This window comes from Scandinavium sp. UTDF21-P1B, from assembly GCF_040750395.1.
Lineage (GTDB): Bacteria > Pseudomonadota > Gammaproteobacteria > Enterobacterales > Enterobacteriaceae > Scandinavium.
Window position 1 is genome coordinate 270,314 of record NZ_JBFLVD010000008.1, and the last position, 24,275, is coordinate 294,588.

General features: G+C 57.3%; 24 protein-coding genes and 1 riboswitch. Of the genes, 12 read left to right on the forward strand and 12 right to left on the reverse strand.

Annotated features, from left to right (window positions below; genetic code table 11):
* Positions 1 to 122: 122 nt before the first annotated feature.
* The 4 genes from AB1287_RS05240 to bioA all read right to left on the reverse strand — a co-directional run bounded on the left by AB1287_RS05240 (position 123) and on the right by bioA (position 5,314).
* Entirely contained in the window at positions 123 to 1,889 is a 1,767-nt protein-coding gene (locus AB1287_RS05240; protein ID WP_435617154.1) for an aminopeptidase P family protein, read from the reverse strand.
* Positions 1,890 to 1,907: 18 nt separating this feature from the next.
* Positions 1,908 to 3,362 (reverse strand): AMP nucleosidase, encoded by a 1,455-nt coding sequence (locus AB1287_RS05245; protein WP_312627311.1) that lies wholly within the window; start codon positions 3,360 to 3,362, stop codon positions 1,908 to 1,910.
* 143 nt (positions 3,363 to 3,505) lie between these two features.
* Entirely contained in the window at positions 3,506 to 3,982 is a 477-nt protein-coding gene (locus tag AB1287_RS05250; protein ID WP_312627232.1) for a kinase inhibitor, read from the reverse strand.
* Positions 3,983 to 4,024: 42 nt separating this feature from the next.
* Positions 4,025 to 5,314 (reverse strand): adenosylmethionine--8-amino-7-oxononanoate transaminase, encoded by a 1,290-nt coding sequence (bioA, locus tag AB1287_RS05255; protein WP_435617155.1) that lies wholly within the window; start codon positions 5,312 to 5,314, stop codon positions 4,025 to 4,027.
* Positions 5,315 to 5,401: 87 nt separating this feature from the next.
* Between bioA and bioB the strand changes: the two genes are divergently transcribed.
* From bioB to bioD, 4 genes are read left to right on the forward strand one after another with little or no spacing between them, the layout of a single operon-like run.
* Positions 5,402 to 6,442, forward strand: coding sequence for a biotin synthase BioB (bioB, locus tag AB1287_RS05260; protein WP_435617156.1), 1,041 nt, complete (start codon positions 5,402 to 5,404; stop codon positions 6,440 to 6,442).
* The gene (gene bioF / locus AB1287_RS05265) at positions 6,439 to 7,596 is read left to right on the forward strand and encodes an 8-amino-7-oxononanoate synthase (protein ID WP_435617157.1); all 1,158 of its coding nucleotides are present in this window, start codon (positions 6,439 to 6,441) and stop codon (positions 7,594 to 7,596) included. Before bioB ends, bioF begins: the two co-directional genes overlap by 4 nt.
* Positions 7,580 to 8,335, forward strand: coding sequence for a malonyl-ACP O-methyltransferase BioC (bioC, locus tag AB1287_RS05270; protein WP_312627237.1), 756 nt, complete (start codon positions 7,580 to 7,582; stop codon positions 8,333 to 8,335). The genes bioF and bioC overlap by 17 nt, the downstream gene beginning before the upstream one ends.
* Positions 8,328 to 9,017, forward strand: a complete 690-nt coding sequence (gene bioD, locus AB1287_RS05275; RefSeq protein WP_435617158.1) for a dethiobiotin synthase — start codon at positions 8,328 to 8,330, stop codon at positions 9,015 to 9,017. The genes bioC and bioD overlap by 8 nt, the downstream gene beginning before the upstream one ends.
* Here bioD and AB1287_RS05280 read toward each other — a convergent pair.
* Positions 8,992 to 9,714 carry an ABC transporter ATP-binding protein gene (locus AB1287_RS05280; protein ID WP_312627240.1) on the reverse strand — a complete coding sequence of 241 codons (723 nt, stop codon included), beginning with the start codon at positions 9,712 to 9,714 and terminating at the stop codon, positions 8,992 to 8,994. The two genes, bioD and AB1287_RS05280, sit on opposite strands and share 26 nt — an antisense overlap.
* 384 nt (positions 9,715 to 10,098) lie before the next feature.
* Positions 10,099 to 10,236 (reverse strand): hypothetical protein, encoded by a 138-nt coding sequence (locus AB1287_RS05285; RefSeq protein ID WP_435617159.1) that lies wholly within the window; start codon positions 10,234 to 10,236, stop codon positions 10,099 to 10,101.
* A 242-nt stretch (positions 10,237 to 10,478) separates the two neighbouring features.
* Here AB1287_RS05285 and uvrB point away from each other — a divergent pair, with 242 nt between their 5' ends.
* Entirely contained in the window at positions 10,479 to 12,497 is a 2,019-nt protein-coding gene (gene uvrB / locus AB1287_RS05290; protein ID WP_312627242.1) for an excinuclease ABC subunit UvrB, read from the forward strand.
* A gap of 282 nt (positions 12,498 to 12,779) precedes the next feature.
* On the opposite strand, the gene pmrB is transcribed toward uvrB, so the two are convergent.
* The 4 genes from pmrB to yvcK all read right to left on the reverse strand — a co-directional run bounded on the left by pmrB (position 12,780) and on the right by yvcK (position 17,170).
* Complete coding sequence (pmrB, locus tag AB1287_RS05295; protein ID WP_435617160.1) at positions 12,780 to 13,856, reverse strand: two-component system sensor histidine kinase PmrB; 1,077 nt, start codon at positions 13,854 to 13,856, stop codon at positions 12,780 to 12,782.
* Positions 13,857 to 14,528, reverse strand: a complete 672-nt coding sequence (gene pmrA / locus AB1287_RS05300) for a two-component system response regulator PmrA (RefSeq protein WP_312627244.1) — start codon at positions 14,526 to 14,528, stop codon at positions 13,857 to 13,859. It abuts the gene before it with no gap.
* Positions 14,529 to 16,169: a phosphoethanolamine transferase EptA gene (gene eptA / locus AB1287_RS05305; protein WP_435617161.1), complete on the reverse strand. Its 1,641-nt coding sequence runs from the start codon at positions 16,167 to 16,169 to the stop codon at positions 14,529 to 14,531. It lies immediately after the preceding gene.
* A 92-nt stretch (positions 16,170 to 16,261) separates the two neighbouring features.
* Positions 16,262 to 17,170 carry a uridine diphosphate-N-acetylglucosamine-binding protein YvcK gene (yvcK, locus tag AB1287_RS05310; protein ID WP_312627246.1) on the reverse strand — a complete coding sequence of 303 codons (909 nt, stop codon included), beginning with the start codon at positions 17,168 to 17,170 and terminating at the stop codon, positions 16,262 to 16,264.
* A 222-nt stretch (positions 17,171 to 17,392) separates the two neighbouring features.
* Positions 17,393 to 17,524, forward strand: a riboswitch (molybdenum cofactor riboswitch).
* On the opposite strand from yvcK, the gene moaA reads away from it, so the two are divergent.
* From moaA to AB1287_RS05340, 6 genes are all read left to right on the forward strand, one after another.
* Positions 17,510 to 18,499 carry a GTP 3',8-cyclase MoaA gene (moaA, locus tag AB1287_RS05315; protein WP_312627247.1) on the forward strand — a complete coding sequence of 330 codons (990 nt, stop codon included), beginning with the start codon at positions 17,510 to 17,512 and terminating at the stop codon, positions 18,497 to 18,499. Its footprint overlaps the riboswitch before it by 15 nt.
* A 27-nt stretch (positions 18,500 to 18,526) precedes the next feature.
* Positions 18,527 to 19,039 (forward strand): molybdenum cofactor biosynthesis protein B, encoded by a 513-nt coding sequence (moaB, locus tag AB1287_RS05320; RefSeq protein WP_312627248.1) that lies wholly within the window; start codon positions 18,527 to 18,529, stop codon positions 19,037 to 19,039.
* A gap of 3 nt (positions 19,040 to 19,042) precedes the next feature.
* Positions 19,043 to 19,528 (forward strand): cyclic pyranopterin monophosphate synthase MoaC, encoded by a 486-nt coding sequence (moaC, locus tag AB1287_RS05325; RefSeq protein WP_435617162.1) that lies wholly within the window; start codon positions 19,043 to 19,045, stop codon positions 19,526 to 19,528.
* Entirely contained in the window at positions 19,521 to 19,766 is a 246-nt protein-coding gene (moaD, locus tag AB1287_RS05330; RefSeq protein WP_312627251.1) for a molybdopterin synthase sulfur carrier subunit, read from the forward strand. The genes moaC and moaD overlap by 8 nt, the downstream gene beginning before the upstream one ends.
* Positions 19,767 to 19,768: 2 nt before the next feature.
* Entirely contained in the window at positions 19,769 to 20,221 is a 453-nt protein-coding gene (gene moaE, locus AB1287_RS05335; RefSeq protein WP_435617179.1) for a molybdopterin synthase catalytic subunit MoaE, read from the forward strand.
* Between the two features lie 75 nt (positions 20,222 to 20,296).
* Positions 20,297 to 21,001, forward strand: a complete 705-nt coding sequence (locus tag AB1287_RS05340; RefSeq protein ID WP_312627252.1) for a Bax inhibitor-1/YccA family protein — start codon at positions 20,297 to 20,299, stop codon at positions 20,999 to 21,001.
* A 528-nt stretch (positions 21,002 to 21,529) separates the two neighbouring features.
* Here AB1287_RS05340 and AB1287_RS05345 read toward each other — a convergent pair.
* Both AB1287_RS05345 and AB1287_RS05350 read right to left on the reverse strand, forming a co-directional pair.
* The gene (locus AB1287_RS05345; protein ID WP_312627255.1) at positions 21,530 to 22,996 is read right to left on the reverse strand and encodes a catalase; all 1,467 of its coding nucleotides are present in this window, start codon (positions 22,994 to 22,996) and stop codon (positions 21,530 to 21,532) included.
* 92 nt (positions 22,997 to 23,088) lie between these two features.
* Positions 23,089 to 23,634 (reverse strand): lipocalin family protein, encoded by a 546-nt coding sequence (locus tag AB1287_RS05350; RefSeq protein ID WP_435617180.1) that lies wholly within the window; start codon positions 23,632 to 23,634, stop codon positions 23,089 to 23,091.
* A 351-nt stretch (positions 23,635 to 23,985) separates the two neighbouring features.
* Here AB1287_RS05350 and AB1287_RS05355 point away from each other — a divergent pair, with 351 nt between their 5' ends.
* A complete protein-coding gene (locus AB1287_RS05355) occupies positions 23,986 to 24,216 on the forward strand; it encodes a hypothetical protein (RefSeq protein ID WP_435617163.1) in 231 nt (76 codons plus the stop codon).
* Positions 24,217 to 24,275: the final 59 nt, after the last annotated feature.

The following is a 24,275-nucleotide window of genomic DNA, read 5'->3' on the forward strand; positions in this document are numbered from 1 at the left end:
GTGCATGAGTGCAACCTGAAACTCAGCTCGAGTAGCTGAGAGATAATGCGAAGAGGTGCGAAATGGTGAATTTTGTTTATCCGCTATTTGCAAAAAGGCGGGCGTCACCCCGCCAGTAAATCTTATCCCAGTTGAACCCGCACAGGAGCCGTAGCCGAGAACAGCCACGGCCTTGCATCGCTGTCCACCAGCGGTGACAGCGTTTCACGCACCAGCTGGTGATACTCATCCAGCCACTGCTTTTCCTGCTCGCTCAGCAGATTGATGTCCACCTGGCTCAGGTCGATGGGGATCATCGTCAGTGAGGCAAACTTGCAGAAGCCCGGTTGCGATTCCACCACTTCCACCTGATTTTCGATGCGGATCCCGTATTCACCTTCCAGATAGTAACCCGGCTCGATGGTGATGATGTTGCCTGCCGCCAGCGGCCACGGGTTGACCTTTTTGGCGATGCGGTGCGGCGCTTCATGGATCAGCAGCTGGTGGCCCACGCCGTGACCGGTGCCGTGATCGAAATCGACGCCCAGCTCCCACAGGGCACGACGCGCGAAGGCATCCAACTGATGACCGAAGCTGCCGGACGGAAACTGCAGCGTAATCAGCGACAGAAATCCTTTCAGTACAGCGGTGTAGTGCAGTTTCCGCTGCGGATCGAGCGGGCCATATGCCAGCGTACGGGTGGCATCGGTGGTGCCGTTGCTGTACTGGCCGCCGGAATCATTCAGATAGAAGCTGTCCGCGGTGATGGCGGCGTTAGTGGCTTCGCTCGAATGATAATGGCACATCGCGGCGTTAGCGCCCGCGGCGGAAATGGTGCCAAAGCTTGGCTCGATGAAGGTGGCCTGCTGCTGACGAAAGGCAAACTGTTTTGCCTGCGCTTCCAGCTCGGTTAGCGGATTGCCTGCGGCGATACGCGCCGGCACCTCGTGCGCCAGCCAGGCGAGGAAATTCACCCAAGCCGCGCCGTCAAAACGGTGGCTGTCGCGATAGCCTTCCAGCTCCGCGTCATTTTTGGTCGCTTTGATAAAGGTGATCGGATCCGCGCTCCACAGCACTTCGCCGCCGTGCTGCTCCACGGCAAAACGCAGGGCTACTGGTGCGCTGTCGGCATCCAGCTGAATACGCTTACCGTTGGCAATTTGCTGCGTGTGTGGCACTAACTGCTCCATCGGTGAAAGCGTCAGGCTGGCAAGCAGTGCCTGCGACAGGCCCGTTGTCTTGGCGGCATCAACAAACCACTCCACTTCACCCGAGCGGCTCAGCAGCACAAACGACAGCGGCACCGGGCTGGTGGCGATATCCGCACCGCGCACGTTCAGCAGCCAGGCGATGTTGTCCGGCTGGGTGATAGCGAGGTAATCCGCGCCGTTAGCCTCAAGCTTTGTCGCAATACGCGCGCGTTTGGCCTCGCTGCTTTCACCGGCGATATTAAGCGGCATTTCACGGATTGCGCTGCAGGGTGCGGCAGGGCGATCGTGCCAGATGCTGTTAAAAGGATCTTCTGCCAGCGCGACCAGTTCGGTGCCAGAAGCGTTCAGCGTTGCAAACTGGCTGTTGACCATCAGCAGCGGTTCGAAACCAATGCGACTGCCCGCCGGGAGGTGCTTCTCCAGCGGATCGTTATGCAGGTGGTGGATTTCCCACGCCTGAAGATCCACTTCGTTGCGCACCTGCACCTGGTAACGACCATCGACGAAAATCAGGGCGCGATCTGCCAGCACCAGCGCAACACCCGCAGAACCCGTAAAACCGGAAACCCAGGCGAGCTTATTATCGTGCGGGGCGGCGTATTCGCTTTGCCAGGCATCGGCCCGCGGGACGATCATGCCATCAAGATTTTGCGCCTTCAGCCAGTCGCGTAGCGCGGAAAGAGAGGAGGTCATTTGCATTCTTCTTAATCCTGAAAATTAACGGAACGGCGGTTCGTTGAAAGTGCGAAGCTTGCGGGAGTGCAGCTTGTCGCCTTCGGCACGCAGCAGGTCGATGGCGCGAATGCCAATCTGCAGGTGCTCGGAAATTGCGCCTTCATAAAAACGGTTCGCCTGGCCGGGCAGCTTGATTTCGCCGTGCAGCGGCTTATCGGAAACGCACAGCAAAGTGCCGTAAGGTACGCGGAAGCGGTAGCCCTGAGCGGCGATGGTGGCGCTTTCCATGTCGATGGCGACGGCGCGGCTGAGGTTGAAGCGCAGGGCCGAGGCGGAATAGCGCAGCTCCCAGTTACGATCGTCGGTGGTGACGACGGTGCCGGTGCGCAGGCGATGCTTAACTTCCTCGCCCGGCATGCCGCTCACTTGCTTGGTGGCGTCGTACAGTGCGCGCTGCACTTCGGCGATGCTTGGAATTGGAATGTCCGGCGGCAGAACAGCATCCAGCACGTGATCGTCACGCAGATACGCGTGCGCCAGCACGTAGTCACCGATGGTCTGGCTCTCGCGCAGGCCGCCGCAGTGGCCGATCATCATCCACACTTCCGGGCGCAGCACGGCAAGGTGGTCGCAGATGTTTTTGGCGTTCGCCGGGCCGACGCCAATGTTAATCAGCGTGATCCCCTGGCCGTCTTTGGTGATCAAATGCCATGCGGGCATCTGGTGCTTTTTCCATGCCAGATCGGAAATGGCTGTCTCCGGCGCTTCGGTATCGGCGGTGATCCACACGCCGCCTGCGCAGGAAAGCGCGACGTATGGGCTGTCCGGATCGAGAATCTGGCTGCAGCCCCAGCGGACAAATTCATCCACGTAGCGGGTGTAGTTGGTGAACAGGACGAACGGCTGGAAGTGTTCCACCGGTGTGCCGGTATAGTGACGCAGGCGGGCGAGGGAGAAATCCACACGGCGGGCATCGAAGTGCGAGAGGGGGTAGAGCTCCGTCGGGTGGAACAGGCCGTCTGCGGTTTCATCGCCAATCTGCGCCAGATCGGTGGTCGGGAAGTGGCGCGTCAGCCCGGCGCTCATGGAACGATCCAGCGTCAGCGTTGAGCCGTCAATCACGTACGGGTAAGGAATTTCGTGCTGCGACAGCTCCACGGTGATGTGCGCGCCGTAATCCTGATACAGCGAGGTGAGCTGCTCCAGCAGATAAGGACGGAACAGGGTTGGCTGAGTAATGGTTGTCGTGTAGCAACCCGCGTGAGTAAAGCGGCCCCAGGCGCGGGTTTTCAGGGCGCTGTGCGCTTCACCGTCCCAGGAGACGGAGAGGGAAGGGTAAACGAACAGCCCTTTCAGGCGATCTTCGGGCGTGGGCAGCACGCCTTCATTAATGTAGCGACCAATCGCTTCACGCAGGGCGGCGACGGATTGATTGTAAAGCGCATCGAGCTGTTCCAGCGCTTGTTCCGGCGTCAGGCCGGTAGCCTTCTTATTCATCATTCGCTTCCTGTGTCGTTGTTGCGGTATTACCCGATAGTATGTCACAGGAATGTGAAACAAAAGCCAGCGGAAAAGGCTGAAGTATAAAGAGAATGCAGAAAAGCAAAAAGCCTGCCCGCAGGCAGGCCGGGGATCGGATGTCAGCTGAACATTGCCGTCAGAGAAGCGCTTGCCAGGCTGTGGAAATGGACGTTAAAACCGACCATTGCGCCGCTTGCCCCTTCATCCACTTCGATTTTTGCCACGTCTAACGCATGCACCGTAAAGATGTAGCGATGGGTTTCGCCCTTTGGCGGAGCCGCGCCGCCGTAGCCCGCCTTGCCGAAATCGGTACGCGTCTGAATTGCACCCTCAGGCAGATCGGCAATGCCCGAGCCTGCACCCTGCGGTAAGACGCGGGTATCCGCCGGCAAGTTAGCGACAATCCAGTGCCACCAGCCGGAACCGGTCGGCGCATCGGGGTCGTAACAGGTGACGACAAAACTTTTGGTGCCGGAAGGCACCTCATCCCAGGCAAGATGCGGCGACAGGTTGTCGCCGTCATAGCCCATACCGTTGAACACCTGGCGGTGCGGCAGCTTGTCGCCATCCTTAAAATCGTGACTGATCAGTTTCATTCGGGTTGCCCTTCAGCATGTTGAATAATCACGAAGTTTAGCTCAGGCCATAAAAAGCGTGTTGTCGTTGAGAGCGGCTTTGACCGCGTCCGTGAGGCGGGTGAGCTGCGCCGGGGTGATGATATACGGCGGCATCAGGTAGATAAGCTTGCCGAATGGACGGATCCAGACACCATGCTCCACAAAGAATTTTTGTAGCCTGGCCATGTTTACGGGATTCTTCGTTTCTATCACGCCGATTGCGCCAAGGATACGCACGTCGGCTACGTTTTCTGATTCGCGAACGTCTGCCAGCTCCCGCTTCAGTTGGGTTTCAATGTCTGCCACCTGCTGCTGCCAGTGGCCTTCTTCCAGCAGTGCCAGGCTTTCTGCCGCCACGGCGCAGGCCAGCGGATTGCCCATAAAGGTCGGGCCATGCATAAAGCAGCCCGCTTCGCCGTTGCTGATGGTTTCTGCGACGTCCCGGGTGGCGAGCGCAGCGGACAGCGTCATGGTGCCGCCCGTCAGCGCTTTGCCAAGACACATAATATCCGGGGCGATGCCTGCATGGTCGCAGGCGAACAGCTTGCCGGTGCGGCCAAAGCCGGTGGCAATCTCATCGGCGATCAGCAGGATGCCTTCGCGGTCGCACATTTTGCGTAAACGACGCAGCCACTCCGGATGATACATCCGCATGCCGCCCGCGCCCTGCACAATCGGCTCGACGATAACGGCGGCGATTTCACTGCGGTGCGCCGCCATCAGGCGGGCAAAAGGCACGATGTCCATCTCATCCCACTCACCGTCAAAACGGCTCTGCGGCGCGGGTGCGAACAGGTTTTCCGGCAGGTAGCCTTTCCACAGGCTGTGCATCGAGTTATCCGGATCGCAGGCAGACATCGCGCCAAACGTATCGCCGTGATAGCCGTTGCGGAAGGTGAGAAAGCGTTGGCGCGGCTCGCCTTTGGCATGCCAGTACTGCAAGGCCATTTTCATTGCCACTTCTACCGCCACCGAGCCGGAATCGGCCAGAAACACGCACTCCAGCGGGTCTGGGGTCATGGCGACCAGCTTGCGGCACAGGGTGACGGCGGCCGGGTGAGTGATCCCGCCGAACATCACATGCGACATCTGTGAAATCTGCTGCGTCATCGCCGCGTTCAGACGCGGGTGGTTGTAGCCATGGACTGCCGCCCACCAGGAAGACATGCCGTCGACAAGCTGTTCACCCGACGCCAGCTCCAGCACGCAGCCGTGTGCGGCGACCACCGGGTAAATGGGGAGTGGGGCAGTCATTGAGGTATAGGGGTGCCAGATATGTTGTTGATCGAAGAGGAGATCGTCTTGAGTCATAATTAACTTGTAAACCATTTTTAAAAGTTTTAGGTTTACAAGTCTACACCGAACCGAGAAACAACTGAACCCCTTTTGGAGATGCTCATGGCTCACCACACTCATTGGACAATGTCGCAAGTCACTGAACTGTTTAATAAACCCCTGCTGGAACTGCTGTTTGAAGCGCAGACCATCCACCGTCAGCACTTCGACCCGCGCCAGGTCCAGGTCAGCACGCTGCTGTCGATTAAGACCGGCGCCTGCCCGGAAGACTGTAAATACTGCCCGCAAAGTGCGCGCTATAAAACGGGGCTTGAGGCCGAAAGGCTGATGGAGGTCGAGCAGGTGCTGGATTCGGCGCGTAAAGCAAAAAACGCCGGGTCGACCCGTTTCTGCATGGGCGCTGCGTGGAAAAATCCGCACGAGCGCGATATGCCTTACCTTGAACAAATGGTCAAAGGCGTGAAGGAAATGGGGCTCGAAGCCTGCATGACCCTCGGCACGCTCTCCGACTCGCAGGCGCAGCGCCTCGGCGAAGCGGGGCTCGATTACTACAATCACAATCTTGATACCTCGCCGGAGTTCTACGGCAACATCATCACCACCCGTACCTATCAGGAGCGTCTCGACACCCTTGGTAAAGTGCGTGATGCCGGGATCAAAGTCTGCTCCGGCGGCATTGTCGGCCTTGGTGAAACGGTGACCGATCGCGCCGGACTGCTGCTCCAGCTGGCGAACCTGCCGACGCCGCCGGAAAGCGTGCCGATCAACATGCTGGTGAAGGTCAAAGGTACGCCGATGGAGAACAACGAAGACGTTGATGCCTTTGATTTTATTCGCACTATTGCAGTGGCGCGCATCATGATGCCGACCTCGCACGTGCGCCTGTCTGCGGGCCGCGAGAAGATGAACGAGCAGACCCAGGCGATGTGCTTCATGGCCGGGGCGAACTCGATCTTCTACGGCTGCAAGCTGTTGACCACTCCGAATCCGGAAGAAGATAAAGACCTGCTGCTGTTCCGCAAGCTTGGCATCAACCCGCAGCAGACGGCGGTGCTGAGCGGCGATATCGAACAGCAGCAGAAGCTGGAACAGGCTCTGATGACGCCGGACACCGACACGTATTACAACGCGGCGGCGATATGAGCTGGCAGCAGCGTATCGAAGAGGCACTAAACGAGCGTCGGGCAGCGGATGCATTTCGCTCCCGTTCGCCTGTCACTCAGGGAGTGGGGCGTTGGCGGGTCGCGAACGGGCAACGCTGGCTCAATTTTTCCGGCAACGATTATCTCGGCCTGAGTCAGCACCCTGCTATCGTCAGCGCCTGGCAGCAGGGGGCCGAGCGTTACGGCACCGGCAGCGGCGGCTCCGGGCACGTTACCGGCTACAGCGAAGCGCATCAGCAATTCGAACAGCGGCTGGCTGAGTGGCTGGGCTACCCGCGCGCACTGCTGTTTATCTCAGGCTTTGCCGCGAATCAGGCGGTCATCGCGGCGCTGCTGCGTAAAGAGGACCGCATTGTCGCCGACCGGCTCAGTCACGCCTCGCTGCTGGAGGCCGCCAGCCTCAGTCCGGCTCAGCTTCGCCGGTTTGCTCACAACGACAGCGCACAGTTGGCAACGCTGCTGGCAAAACCCGTGGACGGCCTTCAGCTGGCAGTGACCGAAGGTATTTTCAGCATGGACGGCGACAGCGCGCCGCTGGCGGAAATTGCCTCGGTGACGCAAACAGCAGGCGGCTGGCTTATGGTGGATGACGCCCACGGCATTGGCGTCAGCGGGCGTGAAGGGCGCGGCAGCTGTGACGCTCAGGGCATCAAACCCGATCTGCTGGTGGTGACCTTTGGTAAAGCCTTTGGTCTCAGCGGCGCGGCGGTGCTGTGCAGTGATGAAGTGGCAGATTACCTGCTGCAGTTCGCCCGTCATCTGATTTACAGCACCAGTATGCCGCCTGCGCAGGCCGTGGCGCTGAACGAGGCGCTGGCGGTGATCCGCAGCGATGACGGCGAAGCACGTCGCCAGCGTCTTCATGAGCATATCTCGCGCTTTCGTCGTGGCGCTGAACAGCTGGACTTACAGCTAACAAACTCGGGCAGCGCCATTCAGCCAGTCATCGTCGGAGAAAACAGCCGCGCGCTGGCGCTGGCGGAAAAGCTGCGGGATGCGGGCTGCTGGCTGACGGCGATTCGTCCGCCGACGGTGCCCGCTGGCACGGCCCGCCTGCGGGTGACGCTCACTGCTGACCACCGGACAGAAGATATCGACAGATTGCTGGAGGCGATGCATGGCGTACGTCAATAAGGCGGCGGTAGCGGCAGCGTTTGGTCGCGCCGCCGGCCATTACCAGCAGCATGATGATTTACAGCGCCAGAGCGCGGCGGCACTGCTGGCTCAGCTTGAGGACCGGGCATTTCCGCAGGTGCTGGATGCGGGCTGCGGGCCGGGCACCATGAGCCGCTACTGGTCGGAAAAGGGAAGCCTCGTGACTGCCCTGGATCTCTCTTCGCCAATGCTGGAGGAGGCGCAGCGGCAGGGCGCGGCGCAGCATTACGTCCAGGCCGACATTGAAGCGATGCCACTGGCCGACGGGAAATACGATCTTGCCTGGAGCAACCTCGCCGTACAGTGGTGTGAGTCGCTGCCTTCGGCGCTGGGCGAGCTACATCGGGTGGTGCGACCGGGTGGGGTTGCTGCTTTCAGTACGCTGGTTGCTGATTCGTTGCCCGAGCTGAACCAGGCCTGGCAGGCGCTTGACCGCCATCCGCACGCCAACCGCTTCCTGTCACAGGAGGCGATTCTTGATGCGCTGCGCGGGTACCGCGCGCGGCACCGGCTGCACACGCTGCGAGTGACCTTTGACGACGCGCTAAGCGCCATGAAGTCCCTGAAAGGCATTGGCGCGACGCACCTGCATGAGGGCCGGGCGGTACAGACGCTCACCCGCAGTCACCTGCAGCGGCTGGAGCTGGCGTGGCCAAAAGAGCAGGGCCGCTGCGCCCTGACGTACCATATTTTGACAGGAGTGATTGACCGTGACTGAACGCTATTTTGTCACCGGCACCGATACCGAAGTGGGTAAAACGGTCGCCAGCAGCGCGCTGCTACAGGCGGCCAACCGGGCCGGATTCCGTACCGCAGGCTATAAGCCGGTGGCCTCCGGTAGTGAAATGACCAGAGAAGGTTTACGTAACACCGATGCGCTGGCGCTTCAGCGCAACAGCAGTGCGGCGCTAAGCTATGACCAAGTAAACCCGTACACCTTTGAGGAGCCGACGTCGCCGCATATCGTCAGCGAAGATGAAGGGCGGCCGATTGAGGCATCCCTGCTTTCTGCCGGGCTTCAGGCGCTGTCGGGCAAAGCCGACTGGGTGCTGGTGGAAGGGGCGGGCGGCTGGTATACGCCGCTCTCGTCCTCTTACACCTTCGCAGACTGGGTGCAGGCTGAACGGCTGCCGGTGATCCTCGTGGTTGGCGTGAAGCTGGGCTGCATTAACCATGCCGTGCTGACCGCGCAGGCCATCACTCAGGCCGGGCTCACGCTTGCGGGCTGGATTGCCAACGACATTATCCCGCCGGGAAGGCGGCATGCTGAATATCTGGCAACCCTGACCCGGATGCTACCTGCGCCGCTGCTGGGTGAAATTCCGTACCTCGCAGACGGGCCGGAACACGCTGAACCGGGGCAGTATCTCAACCTTAAGGCGCTTCGTCCGGGGTCATAAATTGTTCCAGCAGCCGGGTATCCAGCTGGCTGACGGCCCCCTGCGCCACATTGCGCCCGCGATGAAGCAGGCAGAACTTATCCGCGACCCGACGAATAAACGGCAGGTGCTGTTCGGCAAGCAGCACCGTCATTCCCAGCTCGCGGTTGAGGCGCAGCAGGCATTCGCCTAGCTTGTGCATAAAACCGTGGCCCATTCCGCGGGTTGGTTCGTCGAGGATCAGTAATTTCGGACTACTCACTAGCGCGCTGGCGAGCGCAAGCTGATACTGGTCATCGTCGGACATCGCCGCGCCCTTTACCTGACGCAGCGGCCAGAGATCCGGCATCAGATCGAAGATGGCGCTGCCGACGGCGCTGCTGCCCTCGTGACTGGCCCGCATCGCAATCTGCAGGTTTTCCTCCACCGTCATCTGCGAAAAAATACGCTTGTCCTGTGGTACATAGCCAATGCCCATTGCAGCCCGCAGCGGCGGCGAGAGCGCGAGCAGATCCTGCGGCGGCCCGCTGGCTTCCTGCCAGAAAATGTCTCCGCTTTCCACCTTCTGATATCCGGCGATGCAGTTAACCAGCGTCGTTTTGCCCATACCGGGCAGGCCCAGCAGCCCGGTGCATTCGCCGGGGGCAAGATCGAGGCTGAGATTCCACAGTATGTGCTGGCTTCCGTAGTAGTGATTCACAGCGCGCAAACTCAACATCGGCCTCTCCTTTCATTTTGCCGTCGGTGGCGGAAAGATGGTGCAATTCGCTTGCCAGAAGAATGCGGGCAGAGAAAAGGGATGATTCTTTCAGATTATTCCCCGAAAAACGCTGTTGGCCGGGGGAAATTAACGCAGCGGCTGCACTCTGTCAGTGCCGTTAGTCCGTCATTCTGAAGGGTTTTGGTGCAGCGTCATTGCTGGATTTGTGAGCGATCTCTCACTACAGGACAAGTCACTTTTTCGATGACGAAAGACAAAAAACAGCGATAAATAATTTTTGCTGTGCCTTTTGCGGGGTCAGGACCATTTTGCCCGAGTGGCAGGGGCGTAGGGCTGCAGACAGTTATCCACCATTCCTGTGGATAACCATGTGTATTAGAGTTAGAAAACTTGCGACAGGCAAGAGAATACGCGGGCTGCGCCCAAATTGATGCGAAACGCGGCTTTTTGATATTTTCTTTTTATTTCAATAGGTTCAATAAAAGCAATGCCTGTCAGAAAAGTGTCACCGGCTGCCATAAAAGTTTCATTACGCATCTTGACAAATGTTAAAGGCGAGAATGTTCTGGGGATAACCCTGTTTCGGGAGCGTTTTATCTTGTCGCAGAAGAAATTTTCGCCATGCTGGCTTGCTGATGAACGCGCTAACACAGATACGATAATGCGTTACTGTTTTTTTATCCAGTATTTATTTGTGGCAAATTTTGGTGCGGCGAGTAGAATTAATCGTCTGCCCGTTTCCCTTCATCAGGTTGTCGTTCATGAGTAAACCGTTAAAACTGCATTCTGCTTTCCGTCCGTCCGGCGATCAGCCTGAAGCCATCCGTCGTCTGGAAGAGGGGCTCGAAGATGGTCTCGCGCATCAGACGCTGCTCGGCGTAACCGGGTCAGGGAAAACGTTTACCATTGCCAACGTTATCGCCGACCTTCAGCGTCCGACCATGCTGCTGGCGCCGAACAAAACCCTGGCGGCGCAGCTTTACGGCGAAATGAAAGAGTTTTTCCCGGAGAACGCCGTGGAGTTTTTCGTCTCCTACTACGACTACTATCAGCCGGAAGCCTATGTTCCCAGCTCCGACACCTTCATCGAAAAAGACGCCTCGGTAAACGAACATATCGAGCAGATGCGTCTTTCTGCAACCAAAGCGATGCTTGAGCGCCGTGACGTCATCGTGGTGGCGTCGGTCTCGGCGATTTACGGCCTGGGCGACCCGGATCTCTACCTGAAGATGATGCTGCACCTGACGGTCGGGATGATCATCGATCAGCGCTCCATCCTCCGCCGCCTGGCCGAGCTGCAGTACAGCCGTAACGATCAGGCCTTTCAGCGCGGCACGTTTCGCGTGCGCGGCGAGGTTATCGACATCTTCCCGGCGGAATCGGACGACATCGCGCTGCGCGTGGAGCTGTTCGACGAAGAGGTTGAGCGGCTGTCGCTGTTTGACCCGCTGACCGGGCATCTGGAATCGACCATTCAGCGCTTCACCGTCTACCCGAAAACCCACTACGTCACGCCGCGCGAGCGCATTCTGCAGGCGATGGAAGAGATCAAAGATGAGCTGGTCGACAGGCGTAAGGTGCTGCTGGAAAACAATAAGCTGCTGGAAGAACAGCGCCTCTCCCAGCGTACCCAGTTCGATCTCGAGATGATGAACGAGCTGGGCTACTGCTCTGGTATCGAAAACTACTCCCGCTTCCTCTCCGGGCGCGGGCCTGGCGAGCCACCGCCGACGCTGTTTGACTATTTGCCGGCCGACGGCCTGCTGGTGATCGACGAATCCCACGTCACCGTGCCGCAAATTGGCGGCATGTATCGCGGCGACCGGGCGCGTAAAGAGACGCTGGTGGAGTATGGCTTCCGCCTGCCGTCGGCGCTGGATAACCGTCCGCTCAAATTTGAAGAGTTTGAAGGGCTTGCCCCTCAGACCATCTACGTCTCAGCGACGCCGGGCAAGTATGAGCTGGAGAAATCCGGCGATGAGGTGGTCGATCAGGTGGTGCGCCCGACCGGATTGCTGGATCCCGTCATCGAGGTGCGCCCGGTGGGCACACAGGTGGACGATCTGCTGTCGGAAATTCGCAAGCGTGTGGCCATCAACGAGCGCGTGCTGGTGACCACGCTCACCAAGCGTATGGCTGAAGACCTGACGGAATACCTTGAAGAGCACGGCGAGCGTGTGCGCTACCTGCACTCGGATATCGACACCGTCGAGCGAATGGAGATTATTCGTGATTTGCGCCTGGGTGAATTTGACGTCCTGGTGGGGATCAACCTGCTGAGGGAAGGCCTCGATATGCCGGAAGTGTCGCTGGTGGCGATTCTGGATGCTGATAAAGAGGGCTTCCTGCGTTCCGAACGCTCGCTGATTCAGACCATTGGTCGTGCGGCGCGTAACATCAACGGCAAGGCCATTCTCTACGCCGATAAAATTACCCCGTCGATGGAGAAAGCCATTGGCGAAACGGAGCGCCGCCGCGAGAAGCAGCAGCGCTATAACGAAGAGAACGGCATTGTGCCGCAGGGGCTCAACAAGAAGGTTGTCGATATCCTGTCGCTCGGTGAGAGCATCGCGAAGGTCAAAGGTAAGGGCCGTGGTAAACGCTCGCCTGCCGACGTGGAAGCCGCTGAGCTGGCGCTGACGCCAAAAGCGCTGCAGCAGAAAATCAGCGAGCTGGAGGCGCAGATGATGAAGCACGCCCAGAACCTCGAGTTCGAAGAAGCGGCAGAAGTACGCGATCGTCTGCATCAATTACGCGATTTGTTTATCGCGGCATCTTAACCGCTAATGCCGGGTGGCGGCTACGCCTGACGCCGGCCTACGATGTTATCGCTCTGTAGGCCTGGCAAGCGTAGCGCCGCCGGGCAACGAATAAAAAAATAAGGCCCCGGTCACACAACGTTCCCGGGGCCTTAATGTTTGGTTAATCTTCTTTAGCGATACTGTCCTCACTTTAATGAGGATAGCGCCATGCCTAAAGCACACTTTTCAACTGCTCTGATCGTACTCGTTGCCTTTCTGATCGTCATTGCCTTCTTCCATCAGTGGATCCTGACTTACTGATCAGTGCGTTCTGCGCGGAAATTTAACCCACGCTTTCACGCCTGGCCCAGGCCTGCGGTTATGGAGGAAGAACTGCGCATCGTGCAGTTGAGCGATGCGGGTAACAATACTCAGCCCAAGCCCAATCCCGCCGTAGCGGCTGTCCATGCGCACGAACGCTTTGCTGAGTTCGCCGCTTTTGGCCTCATCAATGCCCGGTCCTTCATCTTCCACCGCCAGCATGCCTGCTTCCACCAGAATGGTGATGGTGGCGTTTTCCGGGCTGTAGCGGTGAGCATTTTCCACCAAATTCCGCAGCAGTACCCGCAGCAGCGTCGCGTCACCTGAGACGGTCACATCCCGATCTTCTGAGGGCAATTGTAACTTCTGGCCTCGCAGGCTGAGCATGGTCTCCAGCTCGTCCTGAATCGGCAAAACGACCCCTTGCACCAGCGGCACCTGCTGGTAGCTACCCGCCGAAAAAGATTGCCCCACGCGCGCCAGCTGCAGCAGCTGGGAGATACTCTGCGTCATCTGATCGAGTCGCTGCAGTAGCGGATCAACCATGACGCTGTGGGATTTCGCCATCAGCTCCAGATGCAGGCGTAGCCCCGCGAGCGGCGTGCGTAGCTCATGAGCGACGTCGGCGGTAAACAGGCGTTCACGCTCCAGCGTCATGTTGAGGCGTTCGACAAGCTGGTTAATGGCCGAGGTGACGGCGTCTACTTCGCTGACGGACTGCGGCAGCTCGATGGGCTGAAGGTTGTCCGGCGTGCGGCTGTTGAGCTCTTGCTGAAGATGCCAAAGCGGGCGGGTGATGCGCTTCACCGCCTGCAGACAAATCCACAGCGCCAGGCCAATGATAAGCATGCTGGGGATCAGCAGGCTGGCGACGGCCTCCCGCACTTCATGCTCGATATGCTTGTGGTTGTTGTGCCCGTTCACGGCGCTTTGTACCAGCAGCTGGATTTGCTCCTGGCTTTCATGCCACAGCCAGAACACGCTGATGAGCTGGCAAACCAGCAGAATGGTGGCGATGGTCAGCAGCAGCTGGCGGCGCATGGTCCACTGAATATTGAGGATCGCCGGTAGCTTCATTTACGCGTCCTCGTGGGTTTTCACCAGCATGTAACCGAAGCCGCGCACCGTGCGAATGCGGGATTTCCCAATTTTGTCGCGCAGGTTGTGGATATGCACCTCCAGCGTATTGGTCGACGGTTCGTTATCCCAGCTGTAGATGTCGTTATAAAGCACTTCCCGGTGTACCGGGCTGCCCGCTTTGGCCATCAGGCGCGAGAGCAGGGCGTACTCTTTCGGCGTCAGCTCAAGCGGCGCATCGCCAAGGGAGACGAGACGGCGCGTGATATTGAGGTGCAGGTCGCCAATGTTGATTTCGTTATCGCCCTGATTGTTATGACGGCGCAGCAGGGCGCGTACGCGGGCGTTAAGCTCTTCCAGGGCGAACGGTTTCACCAGATAGTCATCGGCACCGGTGTCGAGACCGGCGATGCGGTCGGCGACGGTATCGCGAGCCGTAAGAATGAGCACCGGCAGGCTAATTTTCTCCCGACGAATGCGGGTGAGGAAACTCAGCCCGTCTTCATCGGGCAAGCCCAGATCGAGGACGATCAGGCTGTAGTGCCCGTTAGCAAGGCACAGCGCTGCTTCGTGCGCGGTAGTCACCCCGTCGCACACGTAGCCTTCGCTCTGCATTGCGAGGATCAGTCCCTGTAACAGCAATGCATCGTCTTCCACCACCAGCACTTTCATTTACTTCGCTCCTCTGCACGGCGTCAGGATATCGTCGCTTGCCTGATACTCTTTCGTGCTGACGCCCGCCAAGCCTAACATGGTTGAGAACAGATTATCCTGCGAATAGTGGTTCGCCTGCGCATCGCTTTTCAGACAGGCGTAATTCACGTTATAGCGCTGCTGATAGTCGTCCGACAGCCAGATGAGCATCGGCACATGCTTTTGCGTATCCGGCGCGATGGAATACGGCAGGCCATGCAGATAGACCCCGTTTTCACCAAGTGACTCACCGTGATCGGACAGGTACACCAGGCTTGTGGTGAAGCGGTTCTGTCTGGACTGCAGCAGCTTAATGGCCTTATCGACAATGTAATCCACGTTGACGATAGTGTTGTCGTAGGTGTTCACCAGCTGCTCTTTGGTGCAGTTCTGGATTTCGTTGCTGTCGCAGGTCGGGCTGAAGACACGGCGCTCTTTTGGATAGCGGTTGTAATAGGTCGGGCCGTGGCTGCCGATAGTGTGGAGCACAATCACGCCGTCGCCCTTCAGGTTGTCGATATACTCTTCAAGGCCATGGAACAGCACGTCGTCGTAGCATTCGCCGTCTATGCACTGACCCGGTAAGTTCAGGCGAGTCATGTCCTGGTGCGGCACACGATCGCAGGCACCTTTGCATCCGCCGTCGTTTTCATTCCACAGCACATTGATACCCGCTCGCTGAATGATATCCAGCAGACCTTCCTGATGCTGCGCCAGCTGCTCATCATAATGCGCGCGCGGCATGTTGGAGAACATGCAGGGCACGGATATCGCCGTGGCGGTGCCGCAGGATGTGGTATTCGGAAAATAGACCACGTTGTCCTGCTTCAGGCGCGGGTTGGTTTCACGGGCGTAGCCACCGAGGGAGAAGTCCTCCGCGCGGGACGTTTCACCGAGTACCAGGATGGTGAGGTTATGGCGCGGGCCGTTTTTCATTTCTGGTTTTTGGCTGGCGTCTTCGCCGATGTGCACCAGCGGCAGATGAGCAAGGCGATTGTGGGCATACCAGGAGTTGACCGCAACGATGCTGTTCGACGGGTTAATGGATTTCACCAGCTCTTTGTTATTGCGAAACAGCGAGGCGTAATCTTTGTAGAACAGCAGCGCGACGGCCATGATAACCAGCGCCGACACCACAATACTGCCCACGCGCAATGTCAGGCTGCGCAAGGGGCTGGCGGGCTTTTTCAGCTTAATCCACCAGGCGATGACCACCGCCAGCAGACCGGTTGTCGCCAGCGTCAGCACCAGTTTGCCCGACATCAGGGCGAAGCTTTCGGCGGGCGTGGTGTCGATAATATTGGTGATCATCGAGCGATCAATGATCACGCCGAAGGTCATGATGAAGTACTGGGCGGCGGCGCTCAGCAGGATAAACAGGCTGATGACCAGCCGGTCAAGCCACAGAAGGGAGGCCAGCGTCACCAGGATATTGATGATGCAAAACAGCACCAGCGGCATAGTGGCAAATACCAGCGCGTTATGCAGGGAATCAACAGGCAGCAATGAAAACGCCTGCTTAAAGAAGGCAACGTTCAGAAACAGCGCGATATAAAGGGCAAACAGCACAAGGTAGAAAACGTGCCCCATCGCGGGGCGACGTAAAGCAAAACGTGACATCAGGATCATCCGCAAGGCTAAGATGACGGCAGGATGACAGCCCAGCTTTAAGACAACCTTAAGAACTTAAGGAAAGCTGCCCGACGTCTGCCTTAGCCAAGGGCCTGAATGGCTTGCTCCAGCGCCTCGCGCAGCAGGTGGCGGTCGTGACGGTAGCGTATATCGCTGGCTTCAAGCGGCGCCTGAATGACCACGCGGTTTTCCATGCCCGCGACGTCCACTTTGGGGCCAACCACCACGGCATCAATCACCGGTTTGCCGACGTAATGCTCCATCAGCGCCAGCTTATCCTTCAGCGACAGGCTGGCGGCGGCGGGGCTGAGTTCTTTCCCCAGATTGCCGATATAGACCATCGGGGCGGGCGTCCGGCGCAGCGCCTGTGCCATGTCGTTCAGCAGCAAAATGGGCATCAGGCTGGTGTAGAAGCTGCCGGGCCCGATGAGAATTAAGTCTGCCTCCGCAATGGCCTGGATCGCTTCGCGGGTTGCGGGGACCGACGGCGTCAACATCAGCTCTTTTGGCGGCAGCCTGAGCTGGTCGATATTCACTTCACCGTAGATTTCATGGCCTTCGTCGTCAACCGCCATCAGATCCACCGGCACTTCCGACATCGGAATCAGCGCAGAATCCACTTTCAGCAGATTTCTGATCAAATTGATCGCCTCAAGAGGCCTTACGCTCAGGTGATCCAGCGCCTTTAACATCAGATTTCCGAGGTTATGCCCGGAAAGTTCGCCATTACCGCCAAAACGATACTCAAACATTGCCGAAGCCACGCTCGGTTCGGTAATTAACTGGTTAAGGCAGTTGCGCATATCTCCCCAGGCGATCCCGCCTTCGGCGCGACGAATGCGGCCCGTGGAGCCACCGTTATCGGTGGTGGTGACAATACCTGTCAGGCGCGAACCCAGAGAGGAGAGGGAGGACATCACTCGCCCCAGACCGTGGCCACCGCCGAGGGCGACAACGCGGTCGAGATCCGCAAAAGTACGATTGCGCATAGTATTCCTTATCAGTAACGGTCGCTGTGAGCTTAGCGTAACTACCCCTAAAAGACGATCGGCGGATCCCATCAAAATGACGCATATCAATGCAAAAGCATGATTTTTGCGTATTCTGTAGCGAAATTGCACGATAGGCTCGTTATATATAAGATTATATATCGAAAAGGTGAAATGGCGAATATGTCATTTACGCGCTACTATCGGCTTAACCTGCTTCGAAGTCTGAAGCGACACTCTAGCCCTTGCGCCTAAGTCTATGGATATGGCGCTCTGGCCGTGACGATGTCACCAGGGTACAGGAAGAAATGACTGTGCCTCCCGTATCTGGAAAGGTGTATGGCCCAACAACTGACCGATGCTTTCGCGCGCAAGTTCTACTATTTGCGTCTGTCGATTACCGATGTGTGCAACTTCCGCTGCACCTATTGCCTGCCGAACGGCTACCAGCCGGGCGCGGTGAGCAATAACGGCTTTCTCTCCATCGATGAAGTGCGCCGCGTGACCCGTGCGTTTTCCGCAATGGGCACCGAAAAAGTGCGCCTGACCGGCGGCGAACCTTCGCTGCGACGTGATTTCACCGACATCATTGCCACCGTGCGTGAAAACGAAGCGATTCGCCAGATTGCCGTCACCACCAACGGCTACCGCCTGGCGCGCGATGCGCAGAGCTGGCGCGATGCCGGGCTGACGCACATCAACGTCAGCGTCGACAGCCTCGACGCCCGCCAGTTTCACGCCATCACCGGGCAGGACAAATTTCAGCAGGTGATGGACGGCATTGACGCCGCCTTCACCGCCGGGTTTGCCAAAGTGAAGGTGAATACCGTGCTGATGCGCGACGTGAATCACCATCAGCTCGACACCTTCCTTGAATGGATCAAACCGCGCCCAATCCAGCTGCGCTTCATCGAATTGATGGAGACCGGCGAGGGCAGTGACCTGTTCCGCAAGCATCACATTTCCGGCATAGTCCTGCGCGATGAGCTGCTTAAGCGTGGCTGGATCCACCAGATTCGAAGCCGCAGCGACGGCCCGGCGCAGGTCTTCTGCCACCCCGATTACGCCGGGGAAATAGGGCTTATCATGCCCTATGAAAAAGACTTCTGCGCCAGCTGCAACCGCCTGCGCGTTTCTTCCGTGGGTAAACTGCACCTGTGCCTGTTTGGCGATGGCGGTGTGGATCTTCGCGATCTGCTGGCCGAGGATGCGCAACAGCCTGAGCTGGAAGCGCGTATTTCTGAAGCACTGGCGCAGAAAAAGCAGACCCATTTCCTGCATCAGGGCCAGACCGGCATCACCCGGAATTTGTCCTACATCGGCGGCTGAGCCGTTCAAAGAATATGGAGGTTTATCATGAGTCAGGTCAGTGCTGAATTTACGCCGACCCGTATCGCTATTCTGACCGTGTCCAGCCGTCGCGGCGAAGAGGACGACACGTCCGGGCACTATCTGCGGGAAGTCGCGCACGACGCGGGGCACACCATCGTCGATAAAGCCATCGTAAAAGAGAATCGCTACGCCATTCGCGCCCAGGTTTCCGCATGGATTGCCCGTGACGACGTGCAGGTGGTGCTGATAAACGGCGGCACCGGGTTTACCGACGGCGATCAGGCCCCGGAAGCGCTGCGCCCGCTGTTTGACCGTGAAGTGGAAGGGTTTGGTGAAGTGTTCCGTATGCTTTCCTTTGAGGAGATTGGCACTTCCACACTGCAATCCCGCGCAATTGCGGGCGTGGCAAACCAGACGTTGATTTTTGCCATGCCGGGTTCGACCAAAGCGTGCCGTACCGCGTGGGAGAACATCATCGCGCCGCAGCTTGATGCGCGTACCCGCCCGTGTAATTTCCACCCTCATTTAAAGAAATAAGCCATGTCGCAACTGACGCATATTAACGCCGCCGGTGAAGCTCATATGGTGGACGTCTCCGCCAAAGCGGAAACGGTGCGCGAAGCCCGCGCCGAAGCCTTCGTCACCATGCTGCCGGAAACGCTAGCCATGATTATCGACGGTAGCCACCACAAAGGCGACGTCTTCGCCACCGCCCGCATCGCAGGCATTCAGGCGGCGAAAAGAACCTGGGACCTGATCCCGCTGTGCCATCCGCTGATGCTCAGCAAAGTGGAGGTCAACCTTCAGGCACAGCCGGAGCATAGCCGGGTGCGCATTGAATCGCTGTGCCGCCTCACCGGGAAAACCGGCGTCGAAATGGAAGCGCTCACCGCCGCGTCGGTGGCGGCGCTGACCATCTACGACATGTGTAAAGCGGTGCAAAAGGACATGGTGATTGGCCCGCTGCGCCTGCTGGCGAAAAGCGGGGGTAAATCCGGAGACTTCAGGGCGGAAGCAGATGATTAAGGTTTTATTTTTCGCCCAGGTGCGCGAGCTGGTGGGGGCTGATTCACTGGCGCTGGACACCCAGGCAACAACCGTGGAAGCGCTGCGTCAGGAACTGGCTGCGCAGGGTTCTCGCTGGGAGCTGGCGCTGGAAGAGGGCAAGCTGCTTACCGCCGTTAACCAGACGCTGGTGGAGAGTTCTCACCCCATCGCGGACGGCGACGAAGTGGCGTTCTTCCCGCCGGTGACAGGAGGCTGATGATGAGCGAAACCCTTATTCGCGTCAGCCCGGAGCGCTTTAACGTCGGCACGGAATACGGCTGGCTCGCGGAGCGTGATGAAGACGGCGCGGTGGTGACCTTCACCGGAAAGGTGCGTAATCATAACCTTGGCGACAGCGTGAAGGCCCTGACGCTTGAGCACTATCCGGGCATGACGGAGAAAGCGCTGGCGGAAATCGTCGAAGAAGCTCGCGGGCGCTGGCGTTTAGGCCGCGTGACGGTGATTCACCGCATCGGCGAAATGTGGCCCGGCGAAGAGATTGTGTTCGTTGGCGTGACAAGCGTGCACCGCGGCAGCGCCTTCGCCGCCGGGGAATTCATCATGGATTACCTGAAAACGCGCGCGCCGTTCTGGAAACGAGAAGCGACGCCGGAAGGCGAGCGTTGGGTGGAGTCACGCGAAAGCGACCAGGAAGCGGTAAAGCGCTGGTAAAACACGTTTTCAGACTTGCTCGATCCGGGCTTGTGATACGCTTACAGAACACCCACTTATTCAGAGGTATTCATCATGGACCGATATACGCGTCCCGATTCAATCGTGCAGGCGCGCTCTGGCCTGCAAACCTATATGGCGCAGGTTTATGGCTGGATGACCTGCGGGCTGCTGCTGACGGCGTTCGTGGCATGGTTTGCGGCGAACACGCCTGCGGTAATGATGTTCGTCTTCTCCAGCAAAATCACCTTCTTTGGCCTGATCATCGCCCAGCTGGCGCTGGTCTTTGTGCTTTCCGGAATGGTTCAACGCCTGAGCGCAGGCCTCGCCACCACGCTGTTTATGCTCTATTCGGCGCTAACAGGGCTCACGCTTTCCAGTATTTTCCTCGCCTACACCTACAGTTCTATCGCCAGCACCTTTATCGTGACGGCGGGAATGTTCGGCGCGATGAGCCTGTACGGTTACACCACTAAGCGCGATCTCACCGGCATGGGCAAAATGCTGTTTATGGCGCTGATTGGTATCGTTCTGGCGTCTCTGGTGAACATCTGGCTGAAAAGCACGCCGCTGATGTGGGCGGTGACCTATATCGGCGTGGTGGTGTTCGTGGGCCTGACGGCGTACGACACCCAGAAGCTGAAAATGATCGGTGAACAGATTGATACCCGTGACAGCAGTAACCTGCGTAAGTACGCTATTCTCGGCGCGCTGACCCTCTATCTCGACTTCATCAACCTGTTCCTGATGCTGCTGCGCATTATGGGCAACCGTCGCTGATCCCTCTGGCCCTTCTCCCGTGTGGGGAAGGGCACCTATCCTGAACATGGAAAAACCGCCCGAAGGCGGTTTCACAGCTGCGTTGAGCCCTTTTACCTTAGCGGCGGGTCAACCTCATCCGGTATGCCCGGATCCAAAGGGTCGATGGGATCGGGAATATCCGGCACTGTATCACCAGGAAGCGGCTCATCAACAGGAACAGGGTCCACCCCTTCTGAACGTTCTGGCATATGACCTCCATCGAACAATCCGGTTAATGATGCGCAAAAGACTATTTTTTGCCTTTCTGAGGGTTTTTGTCTTTATCTTTCGGCATCTTATCTGGGGTTTTCGGCAGATCTTTATTAACGTTCAAAGCGTTATGTTTCATGGATTACTCCAGTAGGGTTAGCAGCATGATGCTGCCTGATAAGTATAGGGAGACATGATAAACAAGCCATACGAAGCGGGAGGGGGCGGAAGATGTGCCAAACGTTCCTGTGTCAGGGCGTATAGCGCCCGAAGGCGCCATACATCAGGGGGTACAGGTCAGGGTTTGGTTTTCTGACTCATGACTTTCTGCTTAATTCTGTCGCCCGTTTTAAGATCTATCTGACGCCAGTATTCAAATGCGCGAGACAGTACCGGTTCCTCCACGCCGTCCAGCAGGTGGCCTGCGACGTTGTTGACAAGCCGTTCACGCGCCGCTTCATCCATGACCTTATTAATAAGGGCATTGGCCTGACCAAAATCATCATCATCCTTACGCAACGTATAGGCAGCACGCACCATTTCCCCCTGAACGGGCCAGGTTGAATCGACGGGCAGCGAATTTCCCTCGGCGGAAGGGCCGCCTTTTGAATTGGGGGCATAAACCGGATCCGATACCGGCGTGATTCGCATTGCGCCATCCTTGCTGTAGCTGTTAACCGGGGACTTAGGGGCGTTGACCGGGATCTGCTTATAGTTCACCCCAAGCCGCGCTCGGTGGGCATCCGCATAGGCAAAAATGCGGCCAATCAGCATCTTGTCCGGGCTCAGCCCGGTGCCCGGAATCAGGTTATTCGGCTCAAACGCGGCCTGCTCAATTTGCGCATGATTATCCGTCGGATTGCGATCGAGGGTGAGTTTACCCACTTTAATCAGCGGATAATCGTCATGCGGCCAGACTTTGGTCAAATCGAAGGGGTTGAAGCGATAATGCTCTGCTTCGGCCATTGGCATGATTTGCATATACAGCGTCCAGCTCGGGAAATTACCGTCTTTAATCGCGTTAAACAGATCCCGTACGTGATAATCGCCATCCTGTCCGGCCAGCTTGTCTGCTTCCTCCTGAGTCAGAAAGTCGATCCCCTGATCGGTTTTGAAATGGTATTTGACCCAGAACTTTTCCCCACTGGCATTGACCCACATGTACGTATGACTTGAATAGCCATTCATATGACGCCAGCTTTTAGGGATCCCCCTGTCTCCCATGAGGTAGGTGACCTGATGCGCGGACTCCGGTGACAGCGTCCAGAAATCCCATTGCATGTCGTGGTCGCGAAGATTGTTATCGGCCCGGCGCTTTTGCGAGCGGATGAAATGCTGGAATTTCATGGGATCGCGAACGAAGAATACCGGCGTGTTGTTTCCCACCAGATCAAAATTGCCCTCAGTGGTGTAGAACTTGATGGCAAATCCACGTGGGTCGCGCCAGGTATCCGGACTTCCACGCTCGCCCGCGACCGTGGAGAAGCGCACCACAACCTCAGTTTTCACTCCCGGCTGGAAAGGGGCCGCACGGGTGAAGCGACTGACGTCTTCCGTCACCTCAAAATGGCCAAAGGCACCGCTGCCTTTCGCATGAGGCTGGCGCTCAGGGATTCGTTCCCGGTTGAAGGCTGCCATCTGCTCAATCAGGTAATGATCGTGAAGCAGTATCGGGCCATCCGCACCGACGGTAAGGGAATGTTCATCGCTGGCTACCGGGATGCCAGCATCGTTTGTCGTCGGCTTATTGACGTTATTGCTCATGAAAGTGTCCTCTGACGGGTCTTGTTGTAGGTTTTACAAATACAGACTCAAGCGTAGTCCACTCAGCTGAACAACAAGTTCAGAAATGCCTGTCAGGCGGATTTTGCAGAATTATCGTGCTTGACCCAGATCAGTTGATTTACCGGGAAATTCTTCGCTTTAGCGATATCGAGATAGCTTTTCCTGACCTCTGGCGGCATGTCTGGCGTGCGTGAAAGGATCCATAAATAATCACGATTCTGCCCGGCCACCAGGGCGTATTGATAATCCGGGTCGATGGCGATCACGTTATACCCCGCATAGAAGGGCCCAAAGAAAGAGACTTTCAGCGCTGCCACATCCTGAGAACCGACAAATCGCGCTTTCCCTTCACTCTGCTTCCATTTCATTTTCTGCGGGTCGAATCCCCGGTTAATGACCTGGATGGAGCCGTCACTGTTCATTGAATAATCCGCAGCGACGTTATTCAGTCCGCGCTCAAAATAGTCATCAAATCGCGCGATTTCATACCATTTGCCGAGGTAGCGTTTGGCATCAAAATGTTCGACCGGCGCGATCCCATCAGGCAAGCCGGGAGACCGACAAGCGACGAGGGCTAATAAAGCGCCAAACCCTGTGGCAACGTGCCTTAGCTTCATATTCTTATCCTTGTTGAAATGCGTCATTCCAGTGTAGGAGGGAATAAGAGAAGGACAGTAAAACGGGGAAGAATCGGAATTTTCATTGAGCACAGCGGCTTCATCGCCTTGTACAAGACGTGAGCGATAGATCACAGCTAAACTAAATCATTGTGCTGATTTAAATGAATAATTACTTTTATGTGAAAATAAATCATGATTCTGTACACATATTTCGTACAAGTTTGCTAAGTTTAATGACACGGTTGAAATACGGGCAGCCTGGTGTAACCCGGTTGTCCAATATCGATGTTGGCTGTTGAACGGAAAAAGCGAGACAAGAAACATAAAATCATTAAGTCGGACGGAAAAATGAAAAACTCAATCCCGGAGCGCTACCTTTTTAGCTGTGAGCTGTTTCGAAGCGTTGAACGAAGGGCGATGGCGGACTATGGGCAAATGAGCCCTGGCGTGCTTCAGACCATTATCGTTGAGCGCATGAAAACCGAACATAACGCGATATTGCAGGATTTGTACTGGCAAATGCTGAAACTGATACGGCAAAAAAATCCGGTAATGTCATCAGCAGACCCGGTTCACTAACGACTTAATTTTCTGTAAGCGCTCAGCCTTGTTCGTGTTCGCTACGACGGCGCTTTCGA

Bases quoted from the DNA above. Each gene is read 5' to 3' on its own strand.
- AB1287_RS05240 (WP_435617154.1), bottom strand. From the start codon at position 1,889: ATGCAAATGACCTCCTCTCTTTCCGCGCTACGCGACTGGCTGAAGGCG.
- AB1287_RS05245 (WP_312627311.1), bottom strand. From the start codon at position 3,362: ATGAATAAGAAGGCTACCGGCCTGACGCCGGAACAAGCGCTGGAACAG.
- AB1287_RS05250 (WP_312627232.1), bottom strand. From the start codon at position 3,982: ATGAAACTGATCAGTCACGATTTTAAGGATGGCGACAAGCTGCCGCAC.
- bioA (WP_435617155.1), bottom strand. From the start codon at position 5,314: ATGACTCAAGACGATCTCCTCTTCGATCAACAACATATCTGGCACCCC.
- bioB (WP_435617156.1), top strand. From the start codon at position 5,402: ATGGCTCACCACACTCATTGGACAATGTCGCAAGTCACTGAACTGTTT.
- bioF (WP_435617157.1), top strand. From the start codon at position 6,439: ATGAGCTGGCAGCAGCGTATCGAAGAGGCACTAAACGAGCGTCGGGCA.
- bioC (WP_312627237.1), top strand. From the start codon at position 7,580: ATGGCGTACGTCAATAAGGCGGCGGTAGCGGCAGCGTTTGGTCGCGCC.
- AB1287_RS05280 (WP_312627240.1), bottom strand. From the start codon at position 9,714: ATGTTGAGTTTGCGCGCTGTGAATCACTACTACGGAAGCCAGCACATA.
- AB1287_RS05285 (WP_435617159.1), bottom strand. From the start codon at position 10,236: ATGGCAGCCGGTGACACTTTTCTGACAGGCATTGCTTTTATTGAACCT.
- uvrB (WP_312627242.1), top strand. From the start codon at position 10,479: ATGAGTAAACCGTTAAAACTGCATTCTGCTTTCCGTCCGTCCGGCGAT.
- pmrB (WP_435617160.1), bottom strand. From the start codon at position 13,856: ATGAAGCTACCGGCGATCCTCAATATTCAGTGGACCATGCGCCGCCAG.
- pmrA (WP_312627244.1), bottom strand. From the start codon at position 14,528: ATGAAAGTGCTGGTGGTGGAAGACGATGCATTGCTGTTACAGGGACTG.
- eptA (WP_435617161.1), bottom strand. From the start codon at position 16,169: ATGTCACGTTTTGCTTTACGTCGCCCCGCGATGGGGCACGTTTTCTAC.
- yvcK (WP_312627246.1), bottom strand. From the start codon at position 17,170: ATGCGCAATCGTACTTTTGCGGATCTCGACCGCGTTGTCGCCCTCGGC.
- moaA (WP_312627247.1), top strand. From the start codon at position 17,510: ATGGCCCAACAACTGACCGATGCTTTCGCGCGCAAGTTCTACTATTTG.
- moaB (WP_312627248.1), top strand. From the start codon at position 18,527: ATGAGTCAGGTCAGTGCTGAATTTACGCCGACCCGTATCGCTATTCTG.
- moaC (WP_435617162.1), top strand. From the start codon at position 19,043: ATGTCGCAACTGACGCATATTAACGCCGCCGGTGAAGCTCATATGGTG.
- moaD (WP_312627251.1), top strand. From the start codon at position 19,521: ATGATTAAGGTTTTATTTTTCGCCCAGGTGCGCGAGCTGGTGGGGGCT.
- moaE (WP_435617179.1), top strand. From the start codon at position 19,769: ATGAGCGAAACCCTTATTCGCGTCAGCCCGGAGCGCTTTAACGTCGGC.
- AB1287_RS05340 (WP_312627252.1), top strand. From the start codon at position 20,297: ATGGACCGATATACGCGTCCCGATTCAATCGTGCAGGCGCGCTCTGGC.
- AB1287_RS05345 (WP_312627255.1), bottom strand. From the start codon at position 22,996: ATGAGCAATAACGTCAATAAGCCGACGACAAACGATGCTGGCATCCCG.
- AB1287_RS05350 (WP_435617180.1), bottom strand. From the start codon at position 23,634: ATGAAGCTAAGGCACGTTGCCACAGGGTTTGGCGCTTTATTAGCCCTC.
- AB1287_RS05355 (WP_435617163.1), top strand. From the start codon at position 23,986: ATGAAAAACTCAATCCCGGAGCGCTACCTTTTTAGCTGTGAGCTGTTT.